The following is an 18628-nucleotide window of genomic DNA, read 5'->3' as shown; positions in this document are numbered from 1 at the left end:
ACGGTCGGCCGGCTCACGAGATCCCGAAGTTCTCCTGGAGGTAGGAGAACATCTCGTCGTCGCTGGCGGTGTCGGGCAGCGATCCGGTCGTCGCCGCGCCGGCCGTGAGGTTCGCTGTCAGTTCGGACAGTCGGGCGGTCACCCGGGCCCGGGCCTCGGCGGTGAAGGCGGTGGTGTTCAGGCCGGCCTCCAGCCGGTCGAGGTCGGCGAAGATGGCGTGCGACGGTGGTGGGTCGTTGTCGGGCAGGAGCGCGTCGCGTATCTGTCGTGCCAGCAGCTGCGGGGTGGGGTGGTCGAACACCACGGTGGTGGCCAGCCGCAGGCCGGTGGCGGCGTTGAGCCGGTTGCGCAGTTCGACGGCCAGCAGGGAGTCGAAGCCCAGTTCCCGGAAGGGGCGGTCGATGTCGATCGCGTTCGGCTGCGCGTGGCGCAGCACGCCGGCGGCGCGTTCCTGCACCAGCTCGGCCAGTAGGTGTTCCTGTTCCGCCGGGTCGTGGGCCGCGAGCCGTTCCCGTAGTCGGGCCGCACGGTCCGCGCCGCCGTCGCGGTCGTCGTCGGCTTCGACGAAGTTCTCGACGAACGTGCTCGGGCGCAATGAGGTGTAGGCGGAGATGAACAGCGACCAGTCCAGGTCGGCCACGACCACGGTGGTGTCGCCGCCGGCGACGGCCCTGCTCAGCGCGGTGATCGCCGGTTGGGGGGCCATGGCGCGGACCCCGACGAGGTCGAACAGGTCGCGTAGTTCGCCGGGGGTCGCGGTCAGTCCGGTCTCGGTCCAGCCGCCCCAGGCGATGGCCGTCGCGGTCCGGCCGCCGGCACGGCGGCGGCAGGCCAGGGCGTCGAGGTGGGCGTTGGCGGCGCTGTAGGCGGCGTGTCCGGCACCGCCGAGCACGCCGGACAGCGACGTCATCAGCACGAACGCGTCCAGGTCCGCGTCGGCCAGCAGGGAGTCCAGGTGGTCGGCGCCGCGTACCTTGCCGCCGACCACCTCGGCGAACTGGGCCGTGGTGAGGTCGGTGGTGAGGGTGTGGCCGCCGCTGACGCCTGCCGCGTGGACGACGGCGCGCAGTGGGAACTCGTCCGGGACCCGGCTGAGGGCAGCGGCGAGGGCCGTCCGGTCGGCGGTGTCGCACGCCTCGAAGGCGACGGTGACGCCGCAGGCGCGCAGGTCCCCGGCGAGGTCGTCGGCGTGCGGTGCGGCGGCGCCCCGACGGCTGAGCAGGACGATGTGCCGGGCGCCGTTGCGGGCGGCCCACCGGGCGATCCGGGAACCCAGGGCACCCGTGCCGCCGGTCACCAGGATGGTGTCTCTCGGCTGCCACCGGCGGCTGTCGGGGCCGGGTGCCGGTGCCCGTACCAGGCGGCGGGCCAGCACCCGGGAGGCGGTCACCGCGACCTGGTCCTCGCCGGTGCGACCCGACAGCACGGTGGGGAGGTGGGCCAGGTCGGCGGCCTGCGGCAGTGGGGGCAGGTCGGCCAGGCCGGCCAGCAGGCGCGGGTGTTCCTGGGCCACGGCGAGGCCGAGGCCCCACAGTTGGGCCTGCGCGGGGTCGGGCGTGGTGGTGGTCGCGGTGGTCGCGCCCCAGGTGAGGCACCACAGTTTCGCGGCCAGTGTCACCTGGGTGAGTGCCTGGACCAGGGCCAGGGTCAGGGCGACGCCGCCGGGGACGTCGGGTTGGTCGGGGTTCTCCCGCCGGGTCAGGGCCAGCAGCGACACCACGCCGACCACGGCCGGGGCGTCACGCACGCCCTCGCGCAGCCGTTCGGCCGCCCGCTCGCCGCTGGCATCCTCCGGTGACAGGGTGACCGTACGCAGGTACGCGCCGCTGTCCTGGAGTCGGGTGAGCACCGCTTGCCGGCGGTCGTCCTGGTCGTGGGCTGCGGGCTGGACCACCACCCAGGTTCCCAGCAGGCCGGCCGGGGGCTGTGGCGGCAGCGGTGTCCACGAGACCCGGTAGCGCCAGGAGTCGGCGAGGGTGGTCTCGGTCGACTGCTGACGCCAGCGGGCGATCGCCGGCAGCGCCGCCCGCAGGGTGGTGTCGTCCGGTACGCCGATGAGGTGGGCGACCTCGGCGGGGTCGACGCGTTCCACGGCGTCCCAGAACCGTTGGTCCGCGACGCTGGTGGGGGTGGCCGGTGTGGGGTGTCGGCGGTCGTCTGCGTCCTCGGCCTCGGGGAGCCAGTAGCGGTCGCGTTGGAAGGCGTAGGTCGGCAGGTCGACGATGGTCGCGCCGGTGAACGCGGCCCGCCAGTCGACGTCGGCGCCGCGTGCGTACGCTTCGGCGACGGTCGACAGGAACTGGCGTCGGTCGCCGCGGCCCCGCCGCAGGGTGCCGATGATCGTGGCGTCGGTGCCCGACTCGTCGATCAGGTCCTGGATGCCCATGGTGAGCACGGGTTGGGGGCTGACCTCCACGAAGAGGCTGTGCCCGGCGTCGAGCAGGGCCCGTGTCGTGGCGTCGAGGGCCACCGGTTCCCGGAGGTTGCGGTACCAGTAGGTGGCGTCGAGGACGCGGGTGTCGAGGTGGGTGCCGGTGACGGTGGAGTAGAAGGGGACGTCGGACGGGCGCGGGGTGAGGCCCGTCAGTGCCGACTCGATCTCGTCGCGGATCTGCTCCACCTGGCCGGAGTGTGCCGCGAAGTCGACGCCTTCGATGCGCCAGCGCAGCATGCCACGGCGGGACAGTTCGCGTTCCAGGTCGGTGAGGGCGGCGTTGTCACCGGAGACGGTGACGGCGGCCGGCCCGTTGACGGCGGCGATCCACAGCCGGTCCTGCCACGGTGTGAGCAGTTCCTGGATGTCGGCGACCGGTGCGAGGGCCGAGAGCATCGCGCCGGCGCCGCGTAGCCGTCGTAGGGCTCTGCTGCGCAGGGCGACGACCTTCGCGGCGTCGGGTAGGCAGAGTGCGCCGGCCACGTACGCGGCGGCGATCTCGCCCTGGGAGTGTCCGGCCACCGCGGCGGGGCGGACGCCGTAGGACGCCCACAGTTCGGCCAGTGCCACCATCGTGGCGAACAGGACCGGCTGGACGACGTCGACCCGGTCCAGTGTCGGTGCGCCGGGCACCCCGCGGACGACGTCGAGCACCGGCCAGTCGAGCCAGGCGGCGAGGGCGTCGGCGCATTCGGTCATGGCGCGGGCGAAGACGGGTTCGGTTTCCAGCAGGTCGCGTGCCATGCCGTCCCAGTGGGTGCCCTGTCCGGAGAAGAGCAGCACCGGTTGCCGGGCGGTGTCGGTGCGGCGTCCGGTCACGGTGGCCGGGTCGGCGCGGTCCGCGGCGAGTGCTTCGAGGCCGTCGAGGAGTGTGGTGCGGTCGGTGCCGGTCACGACGGCGGTGTGTTCCAGGGTGGTGCGGGTCGCGGCCAGCGAGTAGCCGACGTCGGCGGCGTCGAGGGCGTGCTCGTCGACGTGGGCGCGGAGGCGTCGGGCCTGGGCGCGCAGCGCCTCGGGGGTGCGGGCGGACAGTACCCACGGCAGGAGCAGGGCCGGGCCGGGTCGGGGGTCGGGGGTGGGGTCGGGTGCCTGTTCGAGGACGACGTGGGCGTTGGTGCCGCTCATTCCGAAGGACGACACGGCGGCGCGGCGGGGGCGGTCGACCGTCGGCCAGGGTCGTTGCCGGGTGGTGAGGCGTACGGTGCCGGTGGACCAGTCGACCCGCGTGCTGGGCTGCTGGGCGTGCAGGGTGGCGGGGAGGACGCCGTGTCGCAGTGCCAGCACCATTTTGATCACTCCGGCGACGCCGGCTGCGGCCTGGGCGTGCCCCAGGTTGGATTTGACGGAGCCGAGCCACAGTGGTTGTCCGGCCGGTCGGTTCCGGCCGTAGGTGGCCAGTAGTGCCTGCGCCTCGATCGTGTCACCGAGTCGGGTGCCGGAGCCGTGTCCCTCGACCGCGTCCACGTCGCCGCTGGTCAGCCCTGCGGCGGTCAGTGCGGCCTCGATCACCTGCTGCTGTGCGGTGCCGTTGGGTGCGGTCAGGCCGTTGGAGGCGCCGTCGGAGTTGACTGATGATCCGCGCAGCACGGCCAGGATGGGGTGGCCGTGTCGTTGTGCGTCGGACAGTCGTTCCACCAGCAGCACGCCGGTCCCTTCGCCCCAGCCGGTGCCGTCGGCGGCGTCGGCGTAGGACTTGCACCGGCCGTCGGGGGCCAGTCCGCCGTGTTGTGCGAAGGCGACGAAGCTGGCCGGGGTCGCCATGACGGTTGCGCCTGCGGTCAGGGCGAGGTCGCACTCGCCGCCGCGCAGGGAGTGGGCGGCCAGGTGCAGGGCGACCAGTGAGGACGAGCAGGCGGTGTCGACGGTGATGGAGGGCCCGCGCAGGCCGAAGGTGTAGGAGAGCCGGCCGGAGCCGACGCTGCCGGACACGCCGGTGAGCAGGTGTCCTTCGAGCCCGGCCGGGGGTGGGACGGCGGTGAAGGCGTAGTCGGTGTTGCCCATGCCGACGAAGACGCCGGTGCGGCTGCCGCGCAGGGACCGGGGGTCGATTCCGGCCCGTTCGAGGGCTTCCCAGCTGGTTTCCAGCAGCAGTCGTTGTTGCGGGTCCATCGCCAGGGCTTCGCGTGGGGCGATGCCGAAGAAGCCGGCGTCGAAGTCGGCGGCGTCGGTCAGGAAGCCGCCGGTGCGTACGGGCGGGGGTACGGCGGTGGTGGGGTCGTGGGCGGGGGTGGGCGGGGGTGGCCAGCCGCGGTCGTCGGGGAAGCCGGTGATGGCGTCCGTGCCGGCGGTCAGCAGTCGCCAGAGGTCCTCGGGTGAGGTGACGCCGCCGGGAAAGCGGCAACCCATTCCGATGATGGCGATCGGCTCCCGCTGGCGTTCCTCCTCCGCGCGGAGCCGATGGGTGGTTCTGTCCAGCTCAGCGGTTACTCGTTTGAGGTAATCCAGCAGTTCGTCGTCGCTCACCAAGATCGAGGCTCCTCAATTGTCAGAGAACTCCTGATCTATGTACCGGAGTCGGACCAGGCGGATCTTCCGTAATCTGACTCGCGTGACGCAGGCCACAGCACCCCCCGCCGCCGTGATTTCGGATATCCCCTGTTCAGCCCGCCTACACACGGGGCTGGTACCACGCAGGACATCGGGCGGAATCCATTTCCGGGATTTACCGGCAATGCCCGACCACGCGATTCCGTGCGCGCACTAAATGGACGGATGAGTCATCTGACCTATGTCCGGAAATTTGTCGGGTGCTAGCCTCGCTCGCGGTGGAGCCGGACACCGGGAACCGGTCTGCCGGGTCCCGGAGTCCGCCATGTCAGCAGCAGACCTGCGTCGGGCTGCGTGCCGCCCGAAATCCGCTCGGGGGCGAGGATCGTCGAGGGTCGGGGGCACACGCATGGGAGTCGGGTCCGACAGCCGGCCGGTCGCGGTGGTGGGCGCCGGGGTGATGGGAACGGGCATCGCCACGACCGTCCTCGGCAGTGGACGACACGTGGTCCTGGTCGACGACGATCCGTCGGCACTCGACCGGGCCGCGCACACGATCCCCCTCCAGCTACGCCATGCCCGGCTGATGAACGCGGTACCGGCCGACGGGCGGCCCGGCCGGCTGGTGACGGCCGCCTCGGTACGGGAACTGGCTGAGGTTGCGGCCGTGATCGAGGCGGTCAGCGAACACCTCACCACCAAGACCGCGGTCCTCGTCGAGGTGGCCGGGGTCGTCGGTGCGGACGTCCCGCTCGTCACCAACACCTCGGGCATCCCGATCGACGAGTTGGCCGGGGCCCTGCCCCGACCGCACCAGTTGGTCGGTACGCACTTCATGAATCCCGCGTACCTGATCGACCTGGTCGAGGTGATCCGGGGACCGCGTACGGGCGAGGCGACCATGGCCGGGCTCATGGCCCTGCTCGCGGGCCTGCGCCGACGTGCCGTGCAGGTGGGTGACTCGCCGGGTTTCGTGACCAGCCGGTTGCTGCACCCGATGCTCAACGACGCGGCCCGCCTCGTGGGTGACGGCATCGCCACGGCCGACGAGGTCGACGCCCTCATGCAGGGCTGCCTCGGGCACCGGACCGGCCCGCTGCGCACCGCCGACCTCATCGGTCTGGACAACCTGGTGGACTCGCTGGCGGCCCTGTACGAGCGCACGGGTGAGCAGCGGTACCGGCCCTGCGAGCAGTTGACGGCGAAGGTGCGCGACGGCCATCTCGGCCGTAAGTCGGGCCGCGGTTTCTACGACTACACGGAGGTACTGTCGTGACGGCGGAGCAGGGCGCGGAGATCCTCGACCCCGAGGAGACGATGCGGTCGTACCTTACCGACCGGCTCAGGACCACCGTCGAGGTCGACCAGGACCTGTTCGACAGTGGACTGGTCAACTCGCTGTTCGCGATGGAGCTGGTGGTCCACCTGGAGCAGACCTTCCAGGTCGCCGTGCTGGGTGCGGACCTGCGGTTGGACAACTTCCGCTCGGTGCGGTCGATGGCGGCCCTGGTACGGCGGCTGCGTGACGACCATGGCCGCTGAACGCCGAGCCGCCGCCTGCGACCTGACCAGCACGCTCGTCGGCGACCGGGCCGGCGCCTGGGACCTGGCCGGTGAACTGCCCGTCGCGGTGTTGCGGGAGCTGGGCCGGCAGGGGACGCTGTGCGCCCAGGTGCCCGCGGAGTTCGGCGGGCTCGGTCTGAGCAGCGCGGACAACGGTGAGCTGACCGCACACACCGGCGGCCTGTGCAGCTCGGTGCGCAGCGTGCAGACCTCACAGGGCATGGCGGCCTGGAGCATCAGCCGGTTCGGGGACCCGGACCAGCGGCGGCGCTACCTGCCCCGGCTCACCGGCGGGCAACTCGCGGCGGTGGCGTTCAGCGAAGCCGACGCCGGCAGCGACCTGGGCGCCATGACCACCCGCATCGAGGTCGCCGACGACGAGGCCGTGGTCACCGGGGAGAAGGTGTGGACCACGGCAGCCACCTACGCCGACCTCATCCTCGTCGTCGGCCGGTTCGGGTCGGGGGCGGCCGTCGCGGTCGTTCCCCGCGACAGTCCGGGGGTCCGGCTGACGCGGGTCCCGCATCCGTCGGGCTGCCGTGCGGCGGGCCACGCCGACGTCCGTCTCGACGCCGTCCGCCTGCCCGGGTCCGCGATCCTCGGCGGCGGGGGACACGATCTGTCGATGCTGGTGACGGCGATGCTGCTCTACGGGCGGATGTCCGTCGCCTGGGGGTGCGTGGGCATCCTGCGCGAGTGTCTGCGGGTGTCGGCCACCCACGTCCGTACCCGGTCCCAGTTCGGCACCGAGCTGGCCCGCCACCAGCTCGTGTCCCGGCACCTCGCCGAACTCCTGGTCGCCGAACAGGTGGCCAGCCGTGCCTGCGAACACGCCAGCAGGTGCTGGGACGACGGTGATCCGGGGCTGGTCGCCGCGGTGGTGCTGGCCAAGCAGGTCAGTGCGCAGAACGCGGCGCGCGGCGCGGCGACGGCCGTGCAGTTGCTGGCGTCCCGGGCCGCCCACGACGGGAGCCCGGTGGCCCGGGCGTACCGGGACGCCAAGCTGATGGAGATCATCGAGGGCACCACCGAGATCTGTCAGCTCATCCTCGCCGACCACGCGCTGGCCACGGCGGGGAGGGCCGATGCCTGACCAACCCGTGAAGTGTCTCGTCTGGGATCTGGACAACACGCTCTGGCGGGGCACCCTGGTGGAGGGCGACGACCTGCGGCTGCCCGACGAGGTGCGTGAGGTGATCACCATCCTGGACGCGCGGGGCATCCTGCAGTCGGTCGCCAGCAAGAACGACCACGACCTCGCGTGGCGGCAACTTGAGCGGTGGGATGTCGCGGAGTACTTCCTCCTGCCGGAGATCGGGTGGGGGCCGAAGTCCGAGTCGGTGCGTCGGATCGCCGACGGTCTGCGGTTCGCGCCCTCCGCCGTCGCCTTCGTCGACGACCAGCCCACCGAACGCGCCGAGGTCGCGTTCCACCTGCCCGAGGTGCGCTGCTACACCCACGAGGAGGTGCCCGGGCTGCCGCACCGGCCGGAGTTCACTCCAGCGGTGGTCACCGAGGACGCCCGGCAGCGACGCCGGATGTACCAGGCGAACGTCCGACGTACGGCCGTGCGACGCGACTTCGCGGGGCCGGATCAGGAGTTCCTCCGCTCGCTTGACCTCCAGCTGCGGATCGACCGGGCGACCGACCGGGACCTCGCCCGGGTCGAGGAGCTGACCCGGCGGACCAGTCAGATGAACGCGACGGGCGTGCACTATTCCGACGCGGTGCTGCGGCGGCTGCTCGACGATGCGGGCCACGAGGTTCTGGTGACCACCATGGCCGACCGGTTCGGTCCGCACGGGGCGGTCGGTGTCGTGCTGCTGGCGCGTCAGGAGGGCGTCTGGCAGGTGAAGCTCCTGGCCACGTCGTGTCGGGTGGTGCAGTTCGGGGCGGGGGCGGTGATCCTGAACTGGCTCGTGGACCGGGCCTTCGCGGCCGGCGTCCACCTGGTGGCCGACTTCCGTCCGACGGAGCGCAACCGGATGATGGAGATCGCCTACCGGTTCGCCGGTTTCACCACCGACCCCTGTGCCTGCACGACACTGTGTGACCGTCCGGACGAGCCGGACACCCAGCATCTGCATCTCGTGCCGACCCCCCGGGACGCGCCCGGCACGATCCGGGTCACCGCCACCGACCTGTTCCCGGCGGGTGGGCGCTGACCTGCCGGTGTGTGGACCGCCCCTGGGACCGGGCCGACCGATCCGATCGACAGTGAACACCGGAGGCCGTAGGTGACATCGACAGCAGACGACAACGCCACCCGGGTCGCGGAGATGTACGACGGGTTCGTCGGGGCGCAGATGCCGGCGAACCTGCACTTTGGCTACTGGTCGGACGACGACGACCAGGTCGACCTGATCGCCGCGTCCGAACGGCTCACCGGCCGGCTGATCGAGCGGCTGACGCCCGCGTCGGGTCAGCGCATCCTCGATCTGGGGTGCGGGGTGGGTGGGCCGGCGCTCGACCTGGCCCGCTCGTACGACGTGGAGGTCGTCGGCATCACGGTCAGCAACGGTCAGGTGGCGGAGGCCACGGCGCGGGCGCAGCGGGGTGGGTTGGCCGACCGGGTGCGTTTCGAGCTCGCCGATGCGATGGATCTGCCCTTCGACGACGCGTCGTTCGACGGTGCGTGGTTCTTCGAGTCGCTGCTGCACATGCCGGACAAGCAGCGGGCGTTGTCCGAGGCGGCTCGTGTGCTCAGGCCGGGCTCGCGGCTGGCCCTGGCCGACTGCTTCCGCCGGCCCGGTTACGACGAGCCGTCGGAGGTCGTCAACCTCGTCGACATCGACGACTACACACCGCTGCTGCGGGAGGCGGGGTTCACGGTGCTCGACATCCGGGACGTCACGGAGCACGTGGTCTTTCCTCCCCCGGCGCAGGAACAGCTTCGGGAGTACATCCGGCTGCACCCTGACATCGCGCGGCTGTACGGCACGAGCATCACCAGCTGGCTGTTCCGGGACGAGCCGGGTGCGCACGACCGTGGCCGGGGTGGATTTCCGGGGTACGTCCTGATCACGGCACAGTGTCGTTGACGGTGGCGGGTCCGGGGCGCTGTGCCGCGCCTCCCCGGCCGGCGGCGGCAGGGCGTAGGATCGCGGGCGGTGCTGGTTCGCCTCTCCCGTGCGCGGGTGGGGCGTCGTAAGAGGGAACCCGGTGGAAGACCGGGACTGCCCCGCAGCGGTGAGTGGGAACGACCGCCGTCAACGAAGCACTGGACCGCACGGTCTGGGAAGCGACGGCCAGTAGGCGACCCTGTGTCACGCCCACGAGTCCGAAGACCTGCCAGCGCTGCGCGTACCGCCGGTACGCGCCGTCGGCGGCCTCTCGGGAGGGCCAGGGCGGAATGCCGGTTACGCCGTGGCGTATCCGTCTTCCTCTCGGGTGGTCGCCGGACACCGCGAGGGAAGGACCACCTGTGACCACCTCATTCGGGCAGAGCACCGTGCTCGGCTATCCCCGTATCGGCGCCCACCGCGAGTGGAAGAAGGCCGTCGAGGCGTACTGGGCCGGCACGCTGGACGGCACCGGCCTGGAGGACGTCGCGGCCGGGCTGCGGGCCGAGGTGTGGCGGACGCTGCGCGACGCCCGGCTCGACGCGATCCCGTCCAACACGTTCTCCTACTACGACCACATGCTCGACACCGCCGTCGCAGTGGGGGCGGTCCCCCGCCGATTCGCCCGGCTCGACCTCGGTCAACTCGACACCTACTTCGCCATGGCCCGTGGTGTCGATGCCGCGCCCGCGTTGGAACTCACCAAGTGGTTCGACACCAACTACCACTACCTGGTGCCGGAGATCGACCCCGACACCGTGTTCGCGGCGGATCCGGCAAAGGCGCTGGACGAGTACGCGCAGGCACGGGAGCTGGGCATCACCACCCGGCCGGTGCTGGTGGGGCCGGCCACCTTCCTGCTGCTGGCCAAGGGCGACGATCCGTTCGCCCGGCTCGACGACCTGGTTGACACGTACGCCAGGATCCTCACCGCCCTGGCCGACGCGGGTGTGGCCTGGGTCCAACTGGACGAGCCCGCCTATGTCGCGGACCGCAGCCCGGCTGAGATCGACGGTCTGCGGCACGCCTACCGGCGTCTCGGGGAGCTGCCCCACCGTCCCCGGATCTTCGTCGCCACCTACTTCGGTGACCTCGGCGACGCGCTGCCGGCGCTGCTGGACACCCCGGTCGAGGCGATCGGCCTGGACCTGGTCGCCGGCCCGGGCAACCTGCGCCGGCTCGCCGCCGCCGGTCCCCTACACAACAAGACAGTCGTCGCCGGGCTGGTCGACGGGCGCAACATCTGGCGCACGGATCTGCGGGCGGCCGTCGCCGCCGGTGCCACGGTCGCCGGGCTGGCCGACCACGTGGCGGTGTCCACGTCCTGTTCGCTGCTGCACGTGCCGGTCGACCTGTCCGCCGAGACCCAGCTCGACCCGCAGTTGTCCGCGCGGCTCGCGTTCGCCAGGCAGAAGGTCGACGAGGTGGTCCTGCTCGGCCGGGCGCTGCGCGACGGCACCACCAGCATGCCGGCCCCGCTGCCGCCCATCCCGCCGGCGTGGCGGCACGACGACGTACGCGGCCGGTTGGCTGCGCTGCGCCCTACCGACCGGCACCGCGGCGACTACGCCGAGCGGGCCGCCCGCCAGCAGGAACGGCTGGGGCTGCCGGACCTGCCGACCACCACGATCGGTTCGTTCCCGCAGACCGCCGAGCTACGCCGGGCCCGTGCCGCGCACCGCGCCGGCACCCTCGACGACGCCGGCTACACGGAGCGGATGCGCGCCGAGGTGGAGCGGGTCGTCCGATTGCAGGAGCGGTTGGGTCTGGACGTGCTGGTGCACGGCGAGCCGGAACGCAACGACATGGTCCAGTACTTCGGGGAGCAGCTCGACGGTTTCGCCGCCACCACGCACGGCTGGGTGCAGTCCTACGGCTCCCGGTGCGTGCGTCCACCGATCATCCACGGGGACGTGGCCCGGCGGACGCCGATGACCGTCGCGTGGTCCACCTATGCCCAGTCGCTGACCGACCGTCCGGTCAAGGGCATGCTCACCGGGCCGGTCACCATCCTGGCCTGGTCGTTCGTCCGTACCGATCAGCCGTTGGCCGACACCGCCGACCAGGTGGCGCTCGCGCTGCGCGACGAGTGTCACGATCTGGAGGCTGCCGGTATCCGGATCATCCAGGTCGACGAACCTGCCCTCCGGGAGACCCTGCCGCTGCGTCGGGCCGACCAGAAGGCGTACCTGGAGTGGGCGGTCGGCGCGTTCCGCCTGGCTACCGGCGGTGTCGCCGACGACACCCAGATTCACACCCACCTGTGCTACAGCGAGTTCGGTGAGGTGATCACGGCAATCGACGCGCTCGACGCCGATGTCACCAGCATCGAGGCGTCCCGGTCGAAGATGGAGGTTCTGGACGACCTGGCCGCGATCGGTTACCGCCGGGGCGTCGGCCCGGGGGTGTGGGACATCCACTCGCCCCGCATCCCACCGCACCACGAGGTGGTTGACGCGCTCCGTCGGGCCGTCGCGGTCGTGCCCGCCCGACGGCTGTGGGTCAACCCGGACTGTGGTCTGAAGACCCGCACCTATGCCGAGGTCGAGGCGTCCCTCCGGCATCTCGTCGCGGCTGCCGCCGAGGTCCGCGGAAGCTGATCGGACTGTTCCGGGCGGATCCACGGTCCGCCCGGAACAGCTCGTCACCCGGCGGGCCGGGTTCTCCGGCCCGCCGGGTGACGAGGCCGGCGTCCGGGGGGAGCGGCTGGGTCGAGGTCGGTCCCACCTCGGCCGCTCAGTGCGGTCGGCCCTCGATGATCGACAGCCAGCCCGGCTCCGGTTTGGCGATGACCCGGGTCAGCCGGAGGCCGGCCGCCTCGAACAGGGCGGCGAACTGCGCCCTGGTTCTCTCCCGGCCGGTGAACGAGGCCAGGATGACCAGGTCGATGCTCTTGCCCGGATGGGCGGCGTCGCCTTCGGGCAGGACGGTGTCCAGTGCCACCACCCGGCCGTTCGGGTTCATGGCCCGCCGGCAGTTGCGCAGGATGCGCACGCACCGCTCATCGTCCCAGTCGTGCAGGATGTACTGCAACGCGTAGACGTCCCCGCCGGCCGGCACCTCGTCGAAGAAGTCGCCGGGGACGGCCGTCCAGCGGTGATCGGCGCCCAACGCGGCGAGGTCGTGTCGGGCGACCACATGGTGCTGGTCGAACAGCACGCCGCGCCAGCCGGGGTGTCTCCTGAGCACCTCCAGCAGCAGGCGTCCCCGGCCGCCGCCGACGTCGACCAGCACCCCGGTGTCCGCGAAGTCGTAGGTGGTGGCGAACCCACGGCTCTCCAGCTGTGAGTACTGCGCCATCCCCGGGTCGAACTCCGCCGCGGCCTCGGGGTTGGCGGCGAGGTAGTCGAACAGTGGACGTCCGAAGATCTGTTCCACGGCGGGCACACCGGTGCTCACGACGCTGCCGAGCCGCCCGACCGGTTGCCAGAAGGTGGGGTTCGTGACGAACACCATGGCCTCCCGCACGGAGCTGGGGCAGTCGCTGCGCAACGCCTCGCCGAGTGGGGTGAGGTGGAAGCGGCCTGCCGCGTCCTCGTGGAATATGCCGCGGGTGGCCAGGAGTCTCAGCACCCGGCGTAGCCCGTCGGCCTGGGTGGCGGTCCGGGCGGCCAGGTGCTCGACCGTGCGGGGGCCGTCGGTGAGGTGGTCGGCGACACCGGTCTGGGCGGCCACCCGCAGGGCCCCGGAGAACACGTATCTCAGGCCCTCGTCGAGCAGGAAGGCCGCTGACTTCTCCGCGTCCATCGCTCCGCCTTCCCCTACCGGTTGCGGCGGTCGGCGTACCCGGCGGGAAGCTGGTGGGGAGGGCGGTCGATGACGGTGTCGTCGTCGATGCCGCGGGACTCGACGAAGGTGATGTCGGCGAACTCGACGACGACGTGTACGGGGTACGTCGGTCCGTCGTCGCGGTACCGGCGCATGAGTTCCAGGTGGTCGTTCTGGAAGAGCACCGTACGTTCCGGGTGTTCGTGTACCCAGTGGGGGAAGAAGATGACGCCACGCAGTCGTCGACGCTCCGGCATGATGGTGACGCACACCGACGTGCCGGTGGGCTCGGTCCACGACACTGCGTAGACGTCGGGCGCGAGGGCCGCCAGGTCGACCTTCTGGTCCTTGACCCACCGCCCGCCGACCATGCCGGAGTGGATCCGGTAGTCGATGGTGTCGGCGTTCTTCACGTACATCTCGTACTGCCATCCGTTGGCGTAGGTGTAGATGAGGTGTCGGCCGACGATTCCCGCCACCTCGACCGCTGTCCGGGTCACTGGTTCCTCCCCTGTGTCGGGGCAGGTCGACGACGGCCACGACAGGTGGGGTGTCGGGGCGGGAGGTCGGCTGCCGGGTGGTCGTGCCGTGACCGGCGGGCGGCGGTGCCGGTCCGGCCGTAGCTGCGACGGTACTGTCGGCTGCGGTGGCAGGGACCAATTCCCGTTGGAAGAAGTCCTGCCCAGGATCGGAGTCCAACCGGACCGCCCGGCGGACGCCGGCTGCGGAGGCGGTACGGGCGGGCGGCGTCAGTCATGACCGACGGCGGGCACGCCTTCATCCGCGCCTGCGGCGCGCGTCGGTCGAATGGTGTCCTTGCCTGGCGGGTCGCGTCACGCGGAAGCAGTTTGTACGGTTGGATCTGGGGATTGCCATAGCCCTGGGAGTTTCCTCGTGAGTCCGTTTGATCAGCTTGCTGGCCTCAACCTGCCGACCCTTCAGGTGTTGGAGGCAGCTCTGGCGCTGGGCGGGCTGGTCACCGAGGCGGAGGTGTCGGCGTTGGTCGGCGCCGACGCGACGCCGTACCTGCAGCGCGCCGCCGCTGCGGGGCTCGTCGCGCAGCTGCGGGGCCGGCTCGCGGTGAACGGCGTCGTGCGGGAGGTCTTCTCCCGGCCTCTGGGTGTCGGCCCGGCTGCTGGTCAGCTCGCCGCCGCGTTGAGCGCCGATGACCTGAAGGTGGTGGCACGCAACCTGGGGCTGGCCACGAAGGGCCGTAAGGCGGACCTGCTGGCGGCGGTGGAGGAGTTCTTCCTCGACATGGACAACGTGCACGCTCTGGTCAAGCGGATGCCCGCCGCGACGCGGGCGGCGGTGGCGGAGGCTGACCGCGACGGTGGACAGGTCCGCCGCTACGGCGGCAGCGGTATCGCACATCGGATCCGGTTCACGGACCGCCACCGACGGGTGCATCCGCTGGACTGGGCCGAGGAACACGGGCTGGTCTACCGCGTGTCCTGGGAGGACTATCAGCTGGCGGGTCAGGTCGCACTCGCCGTGCGAGAAGCGGGCTACCGGGCTCCGTTCCAGCCACAGGAGCCGCTGGTCGCCTGGCGTACGCCGGAGCCTGAGTCAGTACGCCGCGACGCACAGGCCCAGGGCATCGCTGTGGTCGGCCTGTTGTCGGTGCTGCTGGACGGGGCTGGGCGTGAGCCACTCGCCACGGTCAAGGCCGGCGGCGTGGGCGTGCGCGAGTTGACCCGGACGGCGAAGACGCTGGGTGTGACGGTTCCTGTTGTCCGGCTGCTCCTGGCGGTGGCCCATGAGGCCAGGCTGGCCGACCTCGATGAGCGTGTGGTCCCGACGGCCGCGTACGACCGCTGGCTCAGGCTTGGCCTGGATCGGCGGCTCGCGGTGATGCTGAAGGCGTGGCGCGACCTGGACTATCTGCCGTCGGCACAGACCGGGCCCTGGGTTGCGGAGCACCACCAGAACTGGCCGGCCCACGCGCGGATGGCGGTACTGCGGGCGTGGGGCGACCGGGCGACGACGGACTTCGAGCACGCGGCGCAGTGGATATGGTGGTGGCAGCCACTGGCCTTCGGCGGCACCACGACCGTGCGTGGCCTGCTGGAGGAGGCCGCGACGTTGGGGGCTTTCGGCGCGGGGGCCGTGAGCCCGGCCGGGCAGGCGCTGCTGGCCGGCACGGACATCGTCAGGGCGGTCGGCGACCTGGGTGCGGTCGCCCGTACGGCCCGGCTGCAGGCGGACCTGACCGCGGTCGTGGTGGGAACACCGAGCCCGGAGCTGGCTGACCTCCTCGGCGCGACCGCCCTCGTCGAGTCCCGGGGCACCGCTACGACCTGGCGCTTCAGCCCAGCGACGGTGCGGGGCGCGTACGACGCGGGCTGGACCGAACCGCGCCTGGTCGGGGCCCTGAGGAAGATCGCCGACGGCGGGTTGCCACAACCACTTGTCTATCTGCTTGCCGATGTCGCCCGCCGGCACGGTTCGGTACGGGTCTCGCCCGTGGCCAGCACGCTGGTCAGCGACGACACCGCGTTGCTGGCGCAGATCTGCGCCGACAAACGGCTGGACAAGCTCGGCCTGCGTCTGCTCGCCCCGACCGTGCTGGCCAGCCGAGCCACCACGGCCGACACGATGGTCGCCCTCCGCAAGGCCGGTTTCGCGCCTCGTCAGCAGGACGCCGACGGCCGCGACGTCATCGAGAAGGCCCGCCGCCATCGCGCCTGACGGGCTGGGGAGCAGCGTGGTTCACTCCCGTCGGGGCTGTCCCCGGATGTGCCGGATCCGGGGGGCGGTTCACTCGGCCGAGATCAGTTCTCTCTCGGCTCGTCCCGGCGGCTGCCTCAGGACGGGCTCTGCCGTGTCGTCGCGACTCGACAATCGGGTGAGGGTGCAGCCTCCGTGGCGGGCAGGCGCGGCGGACAAGAGTCCCACCCGGTACTCGTGGCGCGCCGAAGGGGTCTGGAACTCGCGCGACCGTGAACACCTCCTGCGCGTGCGGCCACTGGTCGTACTCGTGGGGGTGCAGCCGTTCCCCGAGCCGCTTCCAGCGTTCCGCGTAGCGCGCGACGTCACCGCCGGAAACCTGGCAGGCGAGGCGCAGCACGTCGGTCGTCGTGTCCACGCCGACCAGCGGCCGGCCGAGGACGAGCCGGATCCCGTTGAGGACGGCACGGTTCTCCCGTACCGGGATCTCGGTCGGCTGCGCGCCGTCCGCGCAGGCGACCGCCAGCTCGCTGAGGATCGCGAGGTCGGCCTCGCCGTGCGGCGTCGGGCTGCCGCCCGCAGCCGGTCGACCCAGAACTCGATGGTGTCCGGCACGTCGTGCGGGAAGCCGATCAACGGGACTTCCGGCCGTCGCCGGTCGAAGCGGCGGTCCGCCGCCGATCCTGTCCGAGGACTTCTTCGTCAGAGACTGACTGAGCCAGCGGTGCGGGCGGCCCGTTTGCGCATGGTGACTTCGACCCGACCGGCCGGGCACTGTGCCCCGGGCCGGTCGGGCCCTTTTTCGAAGGGCGCTACGCCACGGGAGAAGCGGCGTCGCGGGTGGAACGCTTCGCCCGGGTCACCTGCCGGATCAGTACGTGTAGTTGACGGTGAGCGAGTAGGTCTGGCTGGGCTTGTACGGATAGGGCAGGACGTACGTCGTCGGAGCCTGGACGTAAACGGCGTACTGGAATGTGGTGCCGGCCGGGAATCCCTGGAAGGCCGTGGTGGTGCCGCTGTAGGACTGCGCCGACCAGGACGGCGAGACGTACAGGCACTGGGTGCCGTTGGGCCCGGCGCAGAGATAGACCTGGTACGGGCTGGCCGGGTACGGCGGTGGGATGTACAGGAAGGTCCAGGCGAAGGACACGGTGGTGATGGTCGCGCCGGCCGGGGTGCTGGGTGCCGTGAACGGGGTGCCGTAGTACACCAGGTTGGTCTGGTAGATCGTCGGGTTGAGGGTGTTCTGCGTCTGGCTCCAATTCGAGGTGGCCGCGAGTGCCGGTGCCGCAGGCGCGGCGAGCGTCACGGCGAGCCCCAGCGCGAGCGCTGCGCCGAGCACGGCCGGCCGACGTGTGCGAGCCAGGCGTCGGACAATGGAGAGAAGTCTCATGATTCCCCTTGGTCGAGACGTTGATTGAGGCGCGGACTCCTTCCGCGTCAGGCGCCCGTGCCCTGGTCTGGTCGGAACGGATGATGCTGCGCCCAGCGTCGGTCCCGGTCACCCGGCCCGTCCCATCAAATGACGGGATCACCGGCACGGTCCGCGGTCAGCTTTGCGACGGTCAGCCGATCCAGGTCAGCGCAGCCTGGCCGGTCACCATCAGCAGGGTCAGCAGCAGCACGGGGACCGGATGCGTGGAGGCTGCGATGTGTGCGCCGGTGGGCTGCCGGCTGTCCGGACGTCAGGGTCGTGGAAAGGGGTACGCGATGCGGTTGCTGATCCCGCAGGGGCCACCGCAGCTCGCCGGGGACGGCGAACGGCCGGGGTTGCGCCGGTTGCTGCTGGGTACGCGCTGGTGCCTGCATTCGGATGGCCGGCTGCTCGTCGTCCCACTGCCCGGGCTGGCCCGGGACGACCTGTTTCCTCTGCCAGGACGGCACCGCCGGGCCGGTGGCGGCACGGAGTTCCAGGCGGCGATGGTGAGCCCGGACGGCTCGGCGCGCGCCGGGCTGAGCGGCCGGTTCGACCCGGACGGCGCGGGGCTGCTGCTGACGGCGTCCTACATCGTCCGCACCCGCACCCACGACGAGCGCACCTCGATCAGCCAGCCCGTGCGCCCGGCGGGCCCGGACGAGTCGCCCGCCTTCGCGTCCGTGGGTGGCCTCGACCTGCCGGCCGCACACACGGTCACGCTCGCCGGCGCCACCGGCGGCGAGACGTTCGGGCCGCTGCCGGCGGAGTTGAACCTGCTGCCGGCAACCGGACCGGGGCCCGTCGAAGTCGGCCTCGCCGGCCTGGTGCCCGGGGCGGTGGGCGATCTGACCTGGATCGCGTCGACGCCCGGCCTCGCCGAGAGCGACACCGGCCGGCTGCGGACGACGCTGAGCGACGGAAATCTGCGGTGCGAGCTGTCCGCTCCGGCGGGTGCGCCGGCGGTGACCTGGATCGCGCCCATGGTCGTGCCGCCGGGGCTGCGGCTGGGCTGGGAGCCGCCTCCTCTGCCGGTCGCGGCCCGCTGGGCGCTGCTGGAGCTGCGGTTCGCCGCCGGTCGCGTCACCGGCGAGATCAGGGCGAGCGGCGCGTGGGGTGACCACGTCGTCGACTACCGGGCCGAGCTGCGGGGCGAGCGGACGGCCCGGCCGGACGATCCGGCCGTCATGTTCGAACGGGCATGGCGAACGCCACGATTCGCCGGATGAC

General features: G+C 71.7%; 11 protein-coding genes, 2 pseudogenes and 1 riboswitch. Of the genes and pseudogenes, 8 read left to right on the top strand and 5 right to left on the bottom strand.

Annotation, left to right across the window (positions count from 1 at the left end; genetic code table 11):
• Window positions 1-13: 13 nt before the first annotated feature.
• Window positions 14-4882: pseudogene (locus tag Q2K16_RS01125) on the bottom strand (type I polyketide synthase); the annotation flags it as partial.
• A gap of 448 nt (window positions 4883-5330) precedes the next feature.
• Here Q2K16_RS01125 and Q2K16_RS01120 point away from each other — a divergent pair.
• The 6 genes from Q2K16_RS01120 (at window position 5331) to metE (ending at window position 12146) form a co-directional block, all read left to right on the top strand.
• Window positions 5331-6197 carry a 3-hydroxyacyl-CoA dehydrogenase family protein gene (locus Q2K16_RS01120; RefSeq protein WP_302743005.1) on the top strand — a complete coding sequence of 289 codons (867 nt, stop codon included), beginning with the start codon at window positions 5331-5333 and terminating at the stop codon, window positions 6195-6197.
• Entirely contained in the window at window positions 6194-6463 is a 270-nt protein-coding gene (locus Q2K16_RS01115) for an acyl carrier protein (protein WP_302743003.1), read from the top strand. The genes Q2K16_RS01120 and Q2K16_RS01115 overlap by 4 nt, the downstream gene beginning before the upstream one ends.
• Complete coding sequence (locus tag Q2K16_RS01110) at window positions 6453-7577, top strand: acyl-CoA dehydrogenase family protein (RefSeq protein WP_302743001.1); 1125 nt, start codon at window positions 6453-6455, stop codon at window positions 7575-7577. Before Q2K16_RS01115 ends, Q2K16_RS01110 begins: the two co-directional genes overlap by 11 nt.
• Window positions 7570-8649, top strand: a complete 1080-nt coding sequence (locus tag Q2K16_RS01105) for an HAD-IIIC family phosphatase (RefSeq protein WP_302742999.1) — start codon at window positions 7570-7572, stop codon at window positions 8647-8649. Before Q2K16_RS01110 ends, Q2K16_RS01105 begins: the two co-directional genes overlap by 8 nt.
• A 72-nt stretch (window positions 8650-8721) precedes the next feature.
• Entirely contained in the window at window positions 8722-9525 is an 804-nt protein-coding gene (locus Q2K16_RS01100) for an SAM-dependent methyltransferase (protein ID WP_302742998.1), read from the top strand.
• 56 nt (window positions 9526-9581) lie between these two features.
• A riboswitch (cobalamin riboswitch) is annotated at window positions 9582-9794 on the top strand.
• 114 nt (window positions 9795-9908) lie between these two features.
• Window positions 9909-12146, top strand: a complete 2238-nt coding sequence (metE, locus tag Q2K16_RS01095; RefSeq protein ID WP_302742996.1) for a 5-methyltetrahydropteroyltriglutamate--homocysteine S-methyltransferase — start codon at window positions 9909-9911, stop codon at window positions 12144-12146.
• Window positions 12147-12282: 136 nt separating this feature from the next.
• Here metE and Q2K16_RS01090 read toward each other — a convergent pair whose 3' ends face one another.
• Both Q2K16_RS01090 and Q2K16_RS01085 read right to left on the bottom strand, forming a co-directional pair.
• Window positions 12283-13293: a methyltransferase gene (locus Q2K16_RS01090; protein WP_302742995.1), complete on the bottom strand. Its 1011-nt coding sequence runs from the start codon at window positions 13291-13293 to the stop codon at window positions 12283-12285.
• A gap of 14 nt (window positions 13294-13307) precedes the next feature.
• On the bottom strand, window positions 13308-13814 hold the full coding sequence (locus tag Q2K16_RS01085; protein ID WP_302742994.1) for a phenolic acid decarboxylase: 507 nt from the start codon (window positions 13812-13814) through the stop codon (window positions 13308-13310).
• 490 nt (window positions 13815-14304) lie between these two features.
• Between Q2K16_RS01085 and Q2K16_RS01080 the strand changes: the two genes are divergently transcribed.
• Window positions 14305-16005 carry a helicase-associated domain-containing protein gene (locus tag Q2K16_RS01080; protein ID WP_302746339.1) on the top strand — a complete coding sequence of 567 codons (1701 nt, stop codon included), beginning with the start codon at window positions 14305-14307 and terminating at the stop codon, window positions 16003-16005.
• Between the two features lie 208 nt (window positions 16006-16213).
• Here the strand turns inward: Q2K16_RS01080 and Q2K16_RS01075 are convergent.
• Window positions 16214-16567, bottom strand: a pseudogene (locus tag Q2K16_RS01075) (hypothetical protein); the annotation flags it as partial.
• A 288-nt stretch (window positions 16568-16855) separates the two neighbouring features.
• The gene (locus Q2K16_RS01070; RefSeq protein ID WP_302742993.1) at window positions 16856-17326 is read right to left on the bottom strand and encodes a flagellar protein FlhE; all 471 of its coding nucleotides are present in this window, start codon (window positions 17324-17326) and stop codon (window positions 16856-16858) included.
• Window positions 17327-17694: 368 nt separating this feature from the next.
• Between Q2K16_RS01070 and Q2K16_RS01065 the strand changes: the two genes are divergently transcribed.
• Window positions 17695-18627, top strand: coding sequence for a hypothetical protein (locus tag Q2K16_RS01065; protein WP_302742991.1), 933 nt, complete (start codon window positions 17695-17697; stop codon window positions 18625-18627).
• Window position 18628 lies beyond the last annotated feature (1 nt).

The sequence above is a fragment of the Micromonospora cynarisoli genome (assembly GCF_030518815.1).
Lineage (GTDB): Bacteria > Actinomycetota > Actinomycetes > Mycobacteriales > Micromonosporaceae > Micromonospora > Micromonospora wenchangensis.
The sequence above is the reverse complement of the archived record's forward strand: the minus strand, read 5'-3'. Positions and strand labels throughout refer to the sequence as shown.